Source organism: Brevibacillus sp. MS2.2 (assembly GCF_013284345.1).
Classification (GTDB): Bacteria; Bacillota; Bacilli; order Brevibacillales; family Brevibacillaceae; genus Brevibacillus; species Brevibacillus brevis_C.
In genome coordinates this window covers 14,489-29,926 of record NZ_JABSUZ010000056.1, presented here as the reverse complement: position 1 = coordinate 29,926, position 15,438 = coordinate 14,489, and the positions used below count along the sequence as shown (strand labels likewise).

The window sequence follows — 15,438 nt, the reverse complement described above, 5'->3', positions numbered from 1 at the left end:
CTTGGCCGCATGCTTGTCAATGGCGCCATAATCAAGAAAACCGCCTTTGCAAAACGTTGGATGGAAGTACGTTTCCAATACCATATTTTCACTCATGGTGAAATCAAGAACCAATCCTCGTTTATGTCGGTCTTCAGGAATATGAGACAATCCTGATTCCGAGATGTTTCGCGGATTTTGATTCGTAATTTCTTTGCCATTAAGAAGGACACGCCCACTTGTTGCTTTACGCAAGCCAGTTAATACTTCAATCAGTTCACTTTGGCCGTTTCCGTCGACTCCAGCAATTCCGAGAATTTCACCAGCGCGAACCTCTAAGCTGAGATTGTTCAGTGCATTCACACCTCGGTTACCCATCGCAGTCAAGTTCTCTACAGCCAAGATTGTTTCTTTTGGTTTTGCTTCCGTTTTATCCACGCGGAAGTTTACTTCACGACCAACCATTTTTGCAGCCAAGTCGTCTGGATTCGTATCTTTTACCAATACGGAGTCAATGACTTTTCCTCGACGAATGATCGTAACCGCGTCACATACAGCCATAATTTCTTTTAGCTTGTGTGTGATCAGGATAATCGTCTTACCTTCTTTTACCAAGTTATGCATGATCTCGATAAGTTCATGGATTTCCTGCGGCGTCAATACAGCCGTAGGCTCATCAAAAATCAAGATGTCCGCGCCGCGATAAAGCGTTTTCAAAATCTCTACGCGCTGCTGCATCCCTACGGAGATATCCTGGATTTTTGCTCTCGGATCAACTTTGAGCCCGTATTGATTCGACAGTTTTTCTACCGCTTTCTCAGCGCTTTGAATATCTATCTTCAACCCGTTTTTCGGTTCATTTCCTAGCACAATGTTTTCAGTGACTGTAAATGTTTCTACGAGCATAAAATGTTGGTGAACCATTCCGATACCAAGTTCGTTTGCAACCCTTGGACTGGTGATCTGTACAACTTTCTCGTTAATCAGAATTTCGCCTTCATCCGGCTGATATAGACCGAACAAGATATTCATGAGTGTGGACTTACCTGCGCCATTCTCTCCAAGCAGCGCATGAATTTCACCTTTACCTACAGACAGTGTAATACTGTCATTCGCAACAATGCCTGGGAACCGTTTTGTGATCCCTCTCATTTCAACCACTTTTTTTACCGAGTTCATGCATGCTCACCCCATTTTTCGGGTCTATTGTGAAGGTAAAGGACAAGGCCAGTAGCTCGAACCAGCCTTGTCCATTTGCAGCTTCCTTAGTTTTTACTTGTCAGGAACTGTGATTTCGCCTTTAACGATTTTTTGCTTGTATTCTTCAACCAGCTTCAGTACGTCTTCAGGAACGTTCTTCGTGGAAGTGTCAGCCAGACCTACACCGTTTTCAGCCAGTCCGAGCCATTGTACTCCGCCTTTGAATTTACCCTCAGACAGGTCTTTCGCTACACGAATAACTGCTTCGTCAACACGTTTTACCATGGAAGTCAAAGTGATTTCGTCGCCGAAAGTCAGGGATTGGTCTTTGTCAACACCGATTACCCATACGTTCTCGCCTTTAGCTTTACGGTCTTTTGCTTCGTTGAACACACCGTCGCCTGTACCGCCGGAAGCGTGGAAGATGATGTCCACACCTTGACCGTACATGGAGGAAGCCGTGGATTTACCCATGTCTGGTTTATCAAAAGCACCCGTGTAAACTTTAACTACTTGAATGCTTGGATCAACAGCTTTTACACCCGCTTCGAAACCAAGATCAAAACGTTTGATTACCGGGATGTCAACGCCACCCACGAATCCAACCTTTTTCGTTTTGGTCATTTTCGCTGCAACTACCCCAGCGAGGAAGGAGCCTTCATGCTCTTTAAAGAGTACAGATGCAACGTTAGGAGCATCAACTTCAGCGTCGATGATCGCCAATTTTGCGTCTTTGTTTTCATCTGCTACTTTTTTCAGGTGGTCACCCATCAGGAAGCCGATACCCCAAGTCAGATCCCAACCGTCTTTTACGAATTGAGTCAGGTTTGGTACATAGTCAGCATCTGATTTTGATTGCAGATAGTTTACATTTTCTTTCGGGAGATTCAAATCGGTTTGGAGTTTTTGCAGCCCTTCCCAAGCACTCTGGTTAAAGGAGTTGTCGTTTACACCGCCAACGTCTGTAACCATACCTACTTTGATAGCTTTAGCGGCTGGAGCGCCTCCATTGCTACCAGTTTGGCCTTGAGGCTGTGCTTCTGGTTTGCTTCCGCAGCCAGCGAGAACGAGCGACAGGCTGAGTGTTGCCACAGAAAGCACGGATAGAACTTTCTTCATCTGAGATTACCCCCTGTTTTTAGTTGATGAAATTGTTGAGTGAGGTCGCCCCCACAGTTACAACCGTCTCCGTACGACATGAAAGTGAATTTTGTCAGCCCTGAAGTAATTATGGGAGTATAGCACTGGCTTTTCACTTTCGTCGTAATGAATCTGTTTGAGCAAGAGCATGGGAGCAGATTTATCGCAGTGCAGCAGGTTGGAAACCTTTTCATTGTAGCCCACAGGTTCAATATCGGCTACTGCGTATGCGATCCTTACCCCTGTTACGCTCTCTAGCCATTTGAAGATAGACTCTCCACTTGCCGCATAGCCCTCGGGCACCAGATGTGCAGGAATGCGGTCCACACAATAAACCACAGGCTCACCGTCAGCCGTTCGAATTCGCTCTACTATGAGAACGCCTTCACCCGGATTTAAGGCTAGCCGCTTCCTCTCTTCTTCAGCAGATTCGCCAAAGGATGTTTTCAGGATCAAGGTTCCTGCCGTATATCCTTGACGCTCGATTGCATCCGTCACACTAAAGAGTTCCCCAATCCCACCTGAAAAAACAGGCTTTGAATTAATAAAGGTACCTACACCGTGTCTACGAATGACAATCTTCTCTTCCTCAAGAAGTCGGAGTGCCTCGCGAAGCGTCGCCCTGCTTACACCAAGCTGTTTGGATAGTTCGGCTTCAGAAGGGAGGCGTTCACCAGGACGAAGAAGTCCGGTTTCGATATCACTCTTGATCTTGTCCATTACCAAGAGAAACAGTGATCGAACATTCCCTTTGATGCTCATCATCATTCACTCCTGCTGTCCTTCAGCCATCCCAACAGGTAGGACGTCAGACCTCTGATTCGTATGAGACTTAATAACAACAATTTCCGTCAATCTCTTAGAAATTTTACATGAGGGGCGAGTATCATGCAAGCCAAATATTTATGAATAATAATGCAAAATGATTAATTTCGACAGGGATTTTTCTCCTAAAATAGGAAAAAAGACCCTACCAGTACAAATACTGGCAAGGTCTCACTTTATGAAATATTACTTTCTATGGACGGGCGTGGAAGACGAACCTCACGAGGCTTGCTTCCCTCATATGGACCGACTACTCCTTGAGCTTCCATCATATCAATCAAACGTGCGGCTCGCGTATAACCGACACGGAGACGACGCTGCAACAAGGATGCCGATGCCGTTTGAGCTTCTGAAACGATTTGGACAGCTTGATCGTACAGTTCATCATCCACGACTGGCTGCTGTTCCTCCTGCACATCACCGGGGATCATTTCTTCATTGTAGCGAACCTCTTGCTGTTCTTTCACAAAACGAACGACCTCTTCTACTTCCTTGTCGGATACAAAGGCCCCTTGAACACGAGTCGGCTTGGATGCTCCCATCGGCAGCGAAAGCATGTCCCCTCTTCCGAGAAGCTTTTCTGCTCCCCCCATATCCAGAATCGTTCTGGAGTCAGCCATCGAAGATACCCCAAAGGCAATACGGGACGGGATATTTGCCTTGATTACACCCGTAATGACATCTACGGAAGGACGTTGTGTCGCGATGATGAGATGAATTCCGGAAGCACGAGCCATTTGCGCGAGTCGACAAATCGCATCCTCTACTTCTCCCGGAGCTACCATCATCAAGTCAGCAAGCTCATCGACGATGACGACAATATAGGGTAGTGGCGTCCCTACCACTTGGGCATTGTACATTTCAATATTGCGGCTCCCTGTTTTGGCAAACAAATTATAACGCCGCTCCATCTCGGCCACGACCTTTTTCAATGCAACAGAAGCCCTTCTCGGGTCAGTAACAACAGGAGCCAACAAATGTGGAATTCCGTTGTACACATTCAGTTCCACCATTTTCGGGTCAACCATCATCAGCTTGACTTCTTCTGGTTTGGCCTTGAACAAAATACTCATGATCAATCCATTAATGCATACTGATTTTCCGCTTCCGGTCGCACCGGCTACAAGCAAATGGGGCATTTTGGTCAAATCTGCTACGATCGGCTCTCCGGAAATATCCCGGCCAAGAGCAACGGTGAGCTTCCCTGGCGCATCTTGATACTCGGGAGCTTCCAATACTTCTCGTAGGGATACGACTGCTACCTCCGAGTTCGGAACCTCGATGCCGATGGCTGATTTTCCTGGGATTGGTGCCTCAATCCGGATATCTTTTGCCGCCAATGCCAAAGCAAGGTCATCCGTCAAGCTGACAATCCTGCTTACTTTTACTCCTGTAGCAGGCTGAACTTCATATCGTGTAACAGCTGGTCCGCGATGTACTTCGGAAACCGTTGCATTGACCCCAAAGCTCTTCAGTGTCTGCACTAATTTCGCCGCATTTGAGGTATGATCGACGTCTTTTCCTGTAGAACTCGCCTTGGGTCTTGCGAGCATTTGTAGACTTGGCAGCTCATACGGTATGGTGTTCTGTTCTTCTCCAGTATCTATTGTACCGAAGATTTCTTCTTCTCCTTCGAGCGCAAACGTAATTTCCTGGTTCGTTTTCGGTTGTGCAGCTCTCGCTTGATGACTAGGATCAACCGGTTCCTCATCTTCATCCAACGCAATGCGATCTGTAAAATCACGAATTAACGGGGCGTTCGGTTGCTGGACTTCTTCCACCTGAATAGCAGGCTGTGGATGAGATTTTTGCTCTTTTAACGCCGTAACTGCAATGACCTCGTTCTCTTCCTCCGATTGCTTATGCTTGCGAGCTTCTTCGGCTTCCTTTGCTTCCTTCTTTCGCTTCTCGCTCTCTTCCTGCAAAAGCTGTACAGAGTCCTTCACTGTATCCTTGGCCTTTCCGTAAAACAAAGCGAGCTTGTCCTTGGCAAACATCAAAATGTTTACATAAGAAAGATTGAACAGAAACATCAGTCCCACAAGGAAAAGGAAAACAATCACGAGACCAGTACCAATTGTTCCAACAAGACCATTTGTCACCGCAAAAAACAGGGCACCGACCATTCCTCCGCCTACCCCGGTGGTGGACACTTTCTGACCATGATCGAGCCAAATTCTGTCCCACGTAACCTTAATGATGCTTTGCTCTGCAAATTTTCCATCTGCGGTAATTTGTTTGTACAGAATCATGTGATCCCAGGTCAAAATCGCCACACCAATGAGAGCTATCCCTAAGACGCGGTAAGTAAGCTTCGGTGACTTTCTTGTAAACATCATATGTATGGCCATACCGATTAGCAGAACAGGAATGATGAAATCCCATGAGCCCGCAATAAACCGAAATAGAAGTGCCAGTACATTTTTGCCTAGCCATCCACTCTCCAAAAGCCCGATCAAGGACAGCACGATGATGAGAAGTCCCAGCAGCTCTATTTTGACAACTGAGGCCAATGCCGCTTGTGAACGCTCTTTTTTTCTCCTACTCAATGGCACGCCTCCTCCTCGTCATTACACTCGTTATGTACCGAATGGTAAGAAACCCTCTATCAAGGCCTTTTCAACGTGGAGCGACCGCGTTTTAGCGGAAAGTTTCCATGCGCTCCGGAATTTAATTTATAAATTCCTATTCGTTAAAAAAGGCAGCCGTCGCGTGTTCGGCTGCTGTTCGTACATTACTAGTATAACACAGGAAATTCATAGAAATACAGGACTTCTTAGGCGAGCCATTCAGGTTGAAACTGGATTTTTTGTCCCGGTGCGTACTGCTCCTTTAAGTAGTCTTGAGGATCTGGACTAATGAGCCTGACGATTTTTCCTTCAAACGGTCCGGTTTGCTCAATGAGCATCGTGGCGTGACCCACTGCGATCTCTTTCAGCTCTTGTTTTTCCACTTGCTCCATGTTCTCAAAAACCGTTTCCATCGGAATGATGGAGTATAAGATCATTGGAGTACACTCTCCTCACCTTTTTGCGCTTTGATCAGTTCATTCAGCTTTTTCAGCGCACTTCCAAGGCCACCGACTTCATCAATCAAACCATATTTCACCGCATCTACGCCAATCACATTGGTTCCGATGTCTCGTGTCAATTCACCGGTTCGGGTCATAAGCTCACGGAACTTATCTTCCGAGACATTGGAGTGACGGGAAATGAAGCTAACGACACGATCTTGCATTTTGTCCAAGTACTCAAACGTTTGGGGCACACCAATTACAAGACCCGTCAAGCGGATCGGGTGGATTGTCATTGTAGCCGTTTCTGCAATAAACGAGTACGAACCAGCTACAGCGATTGGCACACCAATACTATGACCACCGCCGAGTACGAGTGTGACTACCGGTTTGGATAAGGAAGAAACCATTTCCGCAATCGCCAAGCCCGCTTCCACATCCCCACCAACCGTATTCAAAATAACAAGCACGCCCTCTATTTTGCTGTTTTGTTCTGCCGCAACCAATTGAGGGATGAGGTGCTCGTATTTGGTCGTCTTATTTTGAGGAGGGAGCTGAATATGCCCTTCTACTTGTCCGATGATAGTCATACAATAAATATTGCTTTCGAGCTGCGGGACGTTAGTCTGACCCAGTTGCGTAATGGAATCGAGCAGTTTTTTCTTCGGATCTTCTTGTGCAGGTGCTTCTGACGGCGGCGAAGCTGCAGGCTCCTGATCATCAGTTGGTGATTGTGGCCGGGATTCCTTACTATTTACCGTTGTGTTTCCAAACGGTGGCCTATTTAGAAAATCGTTAAATTGTTGATTCGGCATGGATGATCCTCCCTCACTTTCCTCTGTAGTATGGATAAGGGGAGGAAAAATCATGCGCCTACAAAGCCAAAAAAAGCCAGAAACCCTTCTTCAAAAGGGTTTCTAGCTCTTTATCAAGTGATCCTACACTTCCATGATAATCGGTAAGATCATCGGACGTCTGCGCGTTTGCTCGTACAGATAGCGGCCTAACGACTCTTTTACGTTATTTTTCAGTGAAGACCATTCATTCACATTTTCTTCCATGCATTTGACAAGTGTTTGGGTCACTATGCGATTTGCCTCATCCAGCAACTCTTCGGATTCACGCACGTAGACGAAACCGCGAGAAATGATGTCTGGACCAGACAAAATCGTGCCATTTTGTTTGCTGAGTGTAACGACAACTACCAGTATGCCATCTTGTGACAGTAATTTGCGATCTCTAAGTACGATGTTTCCTACATCACCAACGCCCAAGCCGTCAATCAAAACATTGCCAGCATGGACTTTTCCACCGTAACGGGCCTTGCCCCCTAAAAATTCAACTGTATCGCCGTTATCCAGCAAGAACATGTTTTCTTCAGGAATGCCAACCTGTTCAGCAAGTAAGGCATGCGTTTTCAACATGCGATATTCACCGTGAACAGGAATAAAGTACTTAGGCTTCATTAGGTTAAGCATCAGGCGCAATTCTTCTTGGCTACCATGACCGGAGACGTGGACGGTTCCGTTAGGTCCATGGCCACCATAAATGACATCTGCACCAATGCGCGATAATTGATCGATCGTACGCGCCACGTATTTTTCATTCCCTGGAATGGGAGTGGCTGCAATAATAACAGTATCGCCTGGAAGGATGTCAATTTTCCGATGGGCGGATCGGGCCATCCGAGTGAGCGCGGACATAGGCTCTCCTTGGCTTCCAGTTGATAAAATAACGACTTGTTCAACAGGCAATTTGTTGATTTCATCGATCTCAACAATCAATCCCTCAGGGACCAGCAAGTACCCTAAGTCTCTGCTGATAGTAATGACATTTTGCATGCTCCGGCCAACAACCGTCAATTTACGGTTGAACTGTGCTGCAGCGTCCACCACTTGTTGAATGCGGTGAACATTTGATGCAAACGTAGAAACAACAATACGTCCAGATGCTTTGCTGAACACATCCATGAGTGCTTTGCCCACTGAGCGTTCCGATCCGGTAAATCCAGGCCGTTCTGCATTCGTACTGTCAGAGAGCAAGCACAAAACGCCTCTGTCACCGATCATCGCCATTTTTGCCAGATCAGCCACCTGATTGTTAACAGGTGTTTGATCGAACTTGAAGTCTCCTGTATGAACGATGTAACCTTCTGGCGTATCCAGGCATACCCCTACACAATCCGGGATGCTGTGGTTTACGCGGAAAAAGGTCGCCTTCATCTTTCCGAGAACGACTTCCGAGTCGCTGTTGATCAATACGCGTTTTGTTTCGTTTAGGATGCCCGCTTCTTTTAACTTTGCATCAATTAAACCAAGGGTAAGTTTTGTCGCATAAACCGGGACTTTCAAATGCTTCAGCACGTAGCTGAGGCCGCCGATGTGGTCTTCGTGTCCATGCGTAATAATAATACCCCGAACCTTGTCGCGATGTTCCTCCAAGTAGGTGATATCCGGAATAACCATATCAATCCCCAGCATTTCCTCTTCTGGGAACTTCAATCCGGCATCAATCACTACGATGTCGTCACCGCTTTGTACCACGTACATATTCTTCCCAATTTCGCCGACTCCGCCCAGGGCGAAAACGAGAACAGAGTGATTCGACTTTGCCAAAACGTGTAACCTCCTATATTTAGTTGTCATGTCCACTCAAAAAAACCGCCCCAAATCACTTGTTCTTATTATACCCGAAGTGAAATCATGAACACAAGGAAAAAGAGCCATCCCGGGCAGGAATGGCTCTTGATCTTCTATGGAGTTAAACAAGCAGGGAATGCACGTATGCTTTTTCTTGTTCGTTCAGCTCGACTAAAGGCAGTCGAACTCCCCCAACTTGAACGCCGAGCTTTTCTAAAGCGACCTTGGTCGGTCCTGGGCTCGGGTAGGCAAACAGGCCTTCAAAAATCGGCAACAGCTTGCGATGGAGTCTTGCTGCCTCCGTAAAGTTACCGGCAAAAAAGGCGTCCATCATGTCTGTCATTGGACGGCCAACTACGTGACTCGCCACACTGACAATGCCCACTCCCCCGATAGACAGGATCGGCAAGGTTAAACCATCGTCACCACTGTACAGCTCAAAACCTTCCGGAGCATGTTCAATGATTTGCGACATCTGCGACAAATTGCCGGAGGCTTCCTTAATGCATACTACATTAGGCAGTTCCGCCAAACGAAGTGTCGTTTCGGCAGTCATATTAACGACGGATCTTCCTGGCACATTATACAGCATCACCGGCAGCTCGGTTGCTTCCGATAATGCCTTGAAGTGTGCGTAAAGCCCTTCCTGCGATGGCTTGCTGTAATAAGGTGCAACCACCATGACAGCGTCTACGCCAATGGATTGTACAGCTTGGGTGAACTCAATGCTTGATGCTGTATCATTGCTGCCTGTTCCTGCAATGATGTGGCATCTTCCTTTTGCGTAGGAAACCACATGACGGAAAAGATCGAGTTTCTCCGTACGGGATAAGGTCGGTGATTCACCCGTGGTACCACTTAGTACGATTCCAGTTGTACCATTTGCAATCAAATAGTCAATCAGTCGCTCTGTTTTATCGTAATCGACCTGTAGCTGCTCATTAAAAGGTGTTACCATAGCGGTAACCAGTCGGCCAAAACGTGCCACTACCTCTCCAACTCCTCTTATTGTGATCAGTAGGTATTTTAGTCAGGATATGTTCTTACATATGTTGAACATGCAGGTTGAACTGCTGATGAAGCGCACGAACAGCCCTCACCATATCCATTTCATGCACGAGTACCCAGATGGTTGTATGGGAGTCTGCCGATTGAAGAATTTGAATGTCTTCTTGCGTAAGTGCCTCCACGATTCGCGCCATCACGCCCGGCACGCCCGTCATACCTGCACCAATAACGGACACTTTTGCACAATGCGGCAAAAGCTGCGGCTCGTAACCCATTTCCGTTAACAGACGAGCAGCTTTTTCTCCCATTTCATCATGGACCGTGTAAGCAACACCCATTGGGTTCACATTGATGAAATCTACACTGATGTTATTGGTTGCCATCGTTTTGAAGACTTGTAGCTGAGTATCGTAAGACCCTTCTTTGTTCGCGACCTTGATCTGCGTAATGTTCGGTACATGAGCAATTCCCATGACGACTCTGTCGTGTACAGTGTAGCCCAATTTCCCGATCTCCAGCATAGTCGTAACGAGTGTACCGGGGTCGTCCGAAAACGTAGAGCGAACACGAATCGGTACGTTTGCGTGCATCGCGATCTCCACCGCTCTAGGATGAATAACTTTTGCACCGAGGTGAGCCATGTTGCAAATCTCCGTGTAGGTCACCATACCGAGCCGCTGCGCTTCTTCGACGATACGCGGGTCCGCCGTCATGATGCCTTCCACGTCGGTGAAAATATCCACCGTTTCAGCCTTCAAGGCGACACCGAGAGCGGTTGCAGTCGTATCGCTTCCGCCCCGCCCCAGTGTCGTAATTTCCCAATCGGCTGTACGTCCCTGAAACCCTGGAACGATCACAACCTGACTTTCCTGCAAGTCCTGCAAAATACGGCTTGGATCGATCGACATAATTTGTGCATTCGTAAAGTCGTCGCTCGTCACAATATTTGCCTGACCGCCTGTCAAAATGGTTGCTTTAATTCCTCGTGCATTCAGCATGCTGCACATGACTGTAGCAGAGATGATTTCTCCGGTATGCATCAGCATATCCGTTTCTCGACTTGGCAGTTGGTTCCCATTCGCACGAACCAACTGCAAGAGTGTATCGGTTGCGTATGGATCACCTTTGCGACCCATTGCCGATACGACAACGACGAGGGCATAACCCTCATCAATTGCTTTTTCCATATGGTAGATTGCCCGCATCCGGCAATCCTCCGTCGTCAAGGAAGAACCACCGAACTTCTGGACGAGAATCTTCACTAACCTCTCCCCTATACTCTTGCTTTTATGAGTTCTTCAGCGATTTGTACTGTATTCCATGCTGCACCCTTGAGAAGATTGTCAGAAACGATCCACATATGCAGTCCACGAGGATGATGGAGATCACGACGCACCCGGCCCACGAATACTTCCAGTTTGCCTGTTGCATCAGTAGCGAGTGGATACTGCTGTTCCTCCGGCACATCTACTAACACGACACCGGGAGCGTTTTTCAGCAGGGCCTTTACTTCTGCCAGATCGTAATCCTGTTTCAGCTCTACATATACCGACTCGCTATGGCCATAGACCACTGGAATACGTACGCAAGTAGCTGAAACAAGTACAGTGTCATCACCGAAGATTTTTTTGGTCTCATTGATCATTTTCATTTCTTCATAAGTAAAACCATTGTCGGTGAACACATCAATCTGCGGAATCGCGTTGTACGCAATCTGATGATGTACAGGCAATTTGCCTACGGGAAGTACGTTACACTGCGGTTCTTTACCATCCAAAATATCTCGACTTTGGTCGAGTAATTCATTGATCGCAGATTGACCTGCACCAGATACTGCCTGGTAAGTAGAAACGATAATTCGGTCTATACCAAAACGATCATAAAGGGGTTTTAGAGCGGCAACCATCTGAATCGTAGAGCAATTCGGATTCGCAATGATTCCATTATGAGCGAGCGCAGCATCCATGTTTACTTCTGGCACAACGAGAGGAACATCTGGATCCATCCGGAATGCGCTGGTATTGTCAATGACAACTGCACCATGACGCACTGCATGATGAGCCAGTTCCTTGCTGACCGATCCGCCAGCACTAAACAAGGCAAAATCAACCCCTGCAAAACTGTCTGGAGTTGCCTCTTCCAGTACAATTTCTTGCCCCTTGAAGGTGACTGTTTTTCCTGCAGAACGTCCAGAAGCAAGCAGCTTAAGCTGTTTGATTGGGAAGTTGCGCTTTTCTAATAGTTGAATCATCTGCTGTCCGACTGCACCAGTCGCACCGACTACAGCAACATTGAAAGTCAGTTGGTTTGCCATCTCTTACTCTCCTCCTAATCGCGAAAAAGCAGGTTAATTGTTTTTTCTGTAGTCTTATTAGTAGTTAAATCTTTCGATGAGCAAGGGTTGCAATTGTCGACCTTCCAAAGCTGCTTCGCATGTTTCCAATAAGAGATCCATACGAGCTACAAGCGAGTTCGGTTTTTTATCCGGGGCATCCTGCCCGAACGGTACGAAATACATATTTTTCGCGGCCAACAGCTTGGCAATATTGGCTGCATTTAATCCCAGACCATCATTGGTAGAAATGGCAATCACTATAGGTCGCAGATTACGCATCGTCGCTTTAGCTGCCATCAGTACGGCACTATCCGTAATGGCATTCGCCAGTCGACTCGTCGTACTGCCTGTGCAAGGCGCAATCAGCATGACATCCAACAACTTGGAAGGTCCCAACGGCTCAGCCTGAGGAATCGTCGAAATAAGCTCTTCCCCCGTCAGTTCCTTGATTTGTTGCTGCCAGCTTTGGGAAGTACCGAAGCGTGTATCCGTGGTCATAATCGTATTCGATACGATTGGTACCACCCGTGCTCCAGCATCCACAAATCGCTTAATTTGCGGCATGGTTTCCTCAAAGGTGCAATGCGATCCAGACAAACCAAATCCAATGGTCTTTCCCTGAAGCTTACTCATGTTGCATCCCCTCCTGGCGCTTTCCTTTGACCCGCAATAAGACGAGACAATGTTTGGGCTAAAATTTGTCCAGCGGTTTTCGGTGCAACGATTCCAGGTAATCCGGGAGCAAGAAGAGCTTTGATACCTCGTCTTTCAGCGTATCGAAAATCCGTTCCCCCTGGCTTGGAGGCAAGATCAAGAATAAACGCCGACTGAGGCATTTGAGCAATCACTTCTGCCGTGAGTAATAATTGCGGGATGGTATTAAAAATGAAATCAGCATTCGTAACCTGTTGCCTTACTTCGCTTATATGGAAGGGAGTCAATCCCATCTCATAAATGCGTGCCAAGTGTTCTTGACGTCTGGCCCCAACTCTTACGCGGGCCCCTAACGCATGCAATGCTCGAGCCATGGACAAACCTGTTCGGCCCAACCCCAAAACAATGGACTGAGATCCATGAATCGTAATATCCGTATGTTGAATCGCCATCATTAACGCTCCCTCTACAGTAGGGATAGAGTTATAGATAGCTACGTCATCACGATCCAAGAGCTCCACCAGAGGAAGCTGTGTGGAAGCCAACAGCTTTTTCAGATAAGGCTTCGCCATTCCCGTGTAAACCACGCAATGACTCGGCAGACTCGCCACATGTTCGTCTAGCAACTGCATTTGTTTGGAGCAGAAAATACTTTCCACGTATCCTTGGTCATCGGTCCCTACGATGGGTAGGATGAGGGCGTCCACGTCTTTCAACACATCGCATGTTAATGGTTTCTTCGTTGCCCCTGTAAAATTACTTTCCAGGTTGTCGAAGCCAACTAACGTGACGCTAGCATCCAGTTGTATGCATCGCTTAATGACTTCCAACTGGCGAGCGTCTCCGCCGATGAAGGCAACATGTATGCCCGTTAGCATGCTGCGTTCCCCTTTCCACACATTTTACTGCATTAAATGATCGGAACGCAAAGGTTTTCCATTTGGAAAAGTTGACGGAAATCCATGCGGTCTACCCCCATCCTATTCCGCTCCTGCTACTTCGGTGACAGAAGCGCCTACTTTTGCGAAGCTTGTGCCTCAGGCGCTTGAAGCTGGATGATGACCATATGTGGCCCAATTTTTACGATGGAGCTCCATGGGATCACGAGGTCCTCTCGCTTCTTGCCGAAACCAAAGAAACTGCCTCCTGGCAAGATGATGGATTGAATCGTACCGTTTTCGGGATGGATGATTAAATCGGAATCACTGATGACCCCCATTTTCTCCCCGTTGTCCAGTCCGATAATCTCCTTCCCACCCAACTCGCTTAAGCGCATGGAGAAGCCCCCTTTGTCCTTTCATTTACTGTTGATATACGCAAAAAAATCCGGGCTATGCCGGATTTTTGCTTACAACAGAATATCGTTCTTCACGTTTTCAGGGAAGCCGTCGAGTGGGCTCACCATCGCCATAGCCATCTTGGAACGGAACAGCTGCTGCGCCACAGCCAAGACAGATTCATGGGAAACTCGGTCAATTTTGGCAATGATCTCGTCTAGACTAAGGTGACGGCCCAGCAGGAGTTCATTCTTGCCAAGTCGACTCATACGGCTGTTCGTGCTTTCCAAGCTGAGCATCAGGCTGCCTTTCAGCTGCTCTTTTCCTTTGTTCAGCTCTTTGTCTGTAATTCCATGATCAGCGACATCGCGCAGGACGCGCGAGACGATATCAAATACCTGTCCGACTTGCTCTGGTGCCGTTCCTGTATATACGTGGAACGTACCCGCTTCTTTATAGGACGAATGATAGGAATAAACAGAGTATGCCAAGCCGCGCTCTTCGCGAATTTCTTGGAAAAGACGCGAGCTCATGCTGCCTCCCAGCACGTTGTTCAGCAAAATCAAGGAGTATACTTCAGGATGCCCCACCTTAAAGCCAGGTAGTGACAGGCACAAATGCGCTTGCTCTGTCGCCTTATGATGAGCGATCACATTTCCAGCAAAGTCAGGTGTAGACAAGGTCGGCATACTGCCTGGACGTGAGAAAGTCTGAAAGCGCTTTTGAATGTCTTCAATCAAACTGTCTTCAAAGTTTCCTGCTACTGTAATCACCGTATTCGTTGGCAGGTAATGCTGATCAATATAAGCGAGCAAATCGTCACGTTTCAAGCTGCGCAGGACATCTTCCGTCCCCAAAATTGAATACCCCAGTGGGTGTGTGCTGTACGAAGCACGTGCAATCAAATCATGCACCAAATCATCTGGCGCGTCTTCATACATGCTAATCTCTTCAATGACGACGTTCTTTTCCTTTTCCAACTCATCGGCATCAAACACCGAGTTGAAATACATATCAGAAAGAACATCGAGGGCGATTGGAGCGTGTTGGTCGAGCACTCTTGCGTAATAGCAAGTATACTCCTTCGAGGTAAAGGCGTTCACGTTCCCACCAATCTCATCAAAGGTTTCCGCAATTTCCTTTGCAGAACGAGTTGTCGTCCCTTTAAAAAACATATGCTCGAGAAAATGGGAAATCCCGTTGTTTTTCTCGTTTTCATATTTCGAACCAGTCCCTACCCAGATGCCTAAGGCAACGGAGCGAACGGACGGAATCCGTTCCGTCACGATTCGGAGACCGTTATCACACGTATGATGTTGTATCACGTAAATCCTCCTCGGTTGTTCATCTGTCTCTACCCGAAACCTC

General features: G+C 47.2%; 14 protein-coding genes. All 14 read right to left on the bottom strand.

Features of this window, described 5'->3' with window-relative positions; all coding sequences use genetic code 11:
- A partial coding sequence (locus HP568_RS28335; RefSeq protein ID WP_173630844.1) for an ABC transporter ATP-binding protein occupies positions 1 to 1,158 on the bottom strand: 1,158 nt, incomplete at its 3' end.
- Between the two features lie 93 nt (positions 1,159 to 1,251).
- On the bottom strand, positions 1,252 to 2,298 hold the full coding sequence (locus tag HP568_RS28330; protein ID WP_048033407.1) for a BMP family lipoprotein: 1,047 nt from the start codon (positions 2,296 to 2,298) through the stop codon (positions 1,252 to 1,254).
- A 57-nt stretch (positions 2,299 to 2,355) separates the two neighbouring features.
- A complete protein-coding gene (locus HP568_RS28325) occupies positions 2,356 to 3,081 on the bottom strand; it encodes a GntR family transcriptional regulator (RefSeq protein ID WP_015891694.1) in 726 nt (241 codons plus the stop codon).
- Positions 3,082 to 3,320: 239 nt separating this feature from the next.
- Entirely contained in the window at positions 3,321 to 5,699 is a 2,379-nt protein-coding gene (locus HP568_RS28320; RefSeq protein WP_173630843.1) for an FtsK/SpoIIIE family DNA translocase, read from the bottom strand.
- A gap of 221 nt (positions 5,700 to 5,920) precedes the next feature.
- Positions 5,921 to 6,151, bottom strand: a complete 231-nt coding sequence (locus HP568_RS28315) for a YlzJ-like family protein (protein WP_047067802.1) — start codon at positions 6,149 to 6,151, stop codon at positions 5,921 to 5,923.
- Positions 6,148 to 6,972 carry a ClpP family protease gene (locus tag HP568_RS28310; protein ID WP_048033409.1) on the bottom strand — a complete coding sequence of 275 codons (825 nt, stop codon included), beginning with the start codon at positions 6,970 to 6,972 and terminating at the stop codon, positions 6,148 to 6,150. Before HP568_RS28310 ends, HP568_RS28315 begins: the two co-directional genes overlap by 4 nt.
- Positions 6,973 to 7,095: 123 nt before the next feature.
- A complete protein-coding gene (locus tag HP568_RS28305) occupies positions 7,096 to 8,802 on the bottom strand; it encodes a ribonuclease J (RefSeq protein WP_217366822.1) in 1,707 nt (568 codons plus the stop codon).
- Positions 8,803 to 8,917: 115 nt separating this feature from the next.
- The gene (dapA, locus tag HP568_RS28300; RefSeq protein ID WP_173630841.1) at positions 8,918 to 9,784 is read right to left on the bottom strand and encodes a 4-hydroxy-tetrahydrodipicolinate synthase; all 867 of its coding nucleotides are present in this window, start codon (positions 9,782 to 9,784) and stop codon (positions 8,918 to 8,920) included.
- Between the two features lie 55 nt (positions 9,785 to 9,839).
- Entirely contained in the window at positions 9,840 to 11,066 is a 1,227-nt protein-coding gene (dapG, locus tag HP568_RS28295) for an aspartate kinase (protein ID WP_048033412.1), read from the bottom strand.
- Positions 11,067 to 11,077: 11 nt separating this feature from the next.
- Positions 11,078 to 12,118, bottom strand: a complete 1,041-nt coding sequence (locus HP568_RS28290; protein ID WP_048033413.1) for an aspartate-semialdehyde dehydrogenase — start codon at positions 12,116 to 12,118, stop codon at positions 11,078 to 11,080.
- A gap of 57 nt (positions 12,119 to 12,175) precedes the next feature.
- The gene (locus HP568_RS28285; protein WP_007719213.1) at positions 12,176 to 12,772 is read right to left on the bottom strand and encodes a dipicolinate synthase subunit B; all 597 of its coding nucleotides are present in this window, start codon (positions 12,770 to 12,772) and stop codon (positions 12,176 to 12,178) included.
- On the bottom strand, positions 12,769 to 13,671 hold the full coding sequence (gene dpsA / locus HP568_RS28280) for a dipicolinate synthase subunit DpsA (RefSeq protein WP_017249282.1): 903 nt from the start codon (positions 13,669 to 13,671) through the stop codon (positions 12,769 to 12,771). The genes HP568_RS28285 and dpsA overlap by 4 nt, the downstream gene beginning before the upstream one ends.
- Positions 13,672 to 13,808: 137 nt before the next feature.
- Complete coding sequence (locus HP568_RS28275; RefSeq protein ID WP_048033414.1) at positions 13,809 to 14,069, bottom strand: YlmC/YmxH family sporulation protein; 261 nt, start codon at positions 14,067 to 14,069, stop codon at positions 13,809 to 13,811.
- A 72-nt stretch (positions 14,070 to 14,141) separates the two neighbouring features.
- Complete coding sequence (locus tag HP568_RS28270; RefSeq protein WP_048033415.1) at positions 14,142 to 15,395, bottom strand: M16 family metallopeptidase; 1,254 nt, start codon at positions 15,393 to 15,395, stop codon at positions 14,142 to 14,144.
- Positions 15,396 to 15,438 lie beyond the last annotated feature (43 nt).

What these genes read in the sequence shown, in the direction of transcription:
- HP568_RS28325 (WP_015891694.1), bottom strand. Translation starts at nt 3,081, where the DNA reads ATGAGCATCAAAGGGAATGTTCGATCACTGTTTCTCTTGGTAATGGAC.
- HP568_RS28310 (WP_048033409.1), bottom strand. Translation starts at nt 6,972, where the DNA reads ATGCCGAATCAACAATTTAACGATTTTCTAAATAGGCCACCGTTTGGA.
- dpsA (WP_017249282.1), bottom strand. Translation starts at nt 13,671, where the DNA reads ATGCTAACGGGCATACATGTTGCCTTCATCGGCGGAGACGCTCGCCAG.
- HP568_RS28330 (WP_048033407.1), bottom strand. Translation starts at nt 2,298, where the DNA reads ATGAAGAAAGTTCTATCCGTGCTTTCTGTGGCAACACTCAGCCTGTCG.
- HP568_RS28305 (WP_217366822.1), bottom strand. Translation starts at nt 8,802, where the DNA reads ATGACAACTAAATATAGGAGGTTACACGTTTTGGCAAAGTCGAATCAC.
- HP568_RS28290 (WP_048033413.1), bottom strand. Translation starts at nt 12,118, where the DNA reads ATGGCAAACCAACTGACTTTCAATGTTGCTGTAGTCGGTGCGACTGGT.
- HP568_RS28285 (WP_007719213.1), bottom strand. Translation starts at nt 12,772, where the DNA reads ATGAGTAAGCTTCAGGGAAAGACCATTGGATTTGGTTTGTCTGGATCG.
- HP568_RS28275 (WP_048033414.1), bottom strand. Translation starts at nt 14,069, where the DNA reads ATGCGCTTAAGCGAGTTGGGTGGGAAGGAGATTATCGGACTGGACAAC.
- HP568_RS28315 (WP_047067802.1), bottom strand. Translation starts at nt 6,151, where the DNA reads ATGATCTTATACTCCATCATTCCGATGGAAACGGTTTTTGAGAACATG.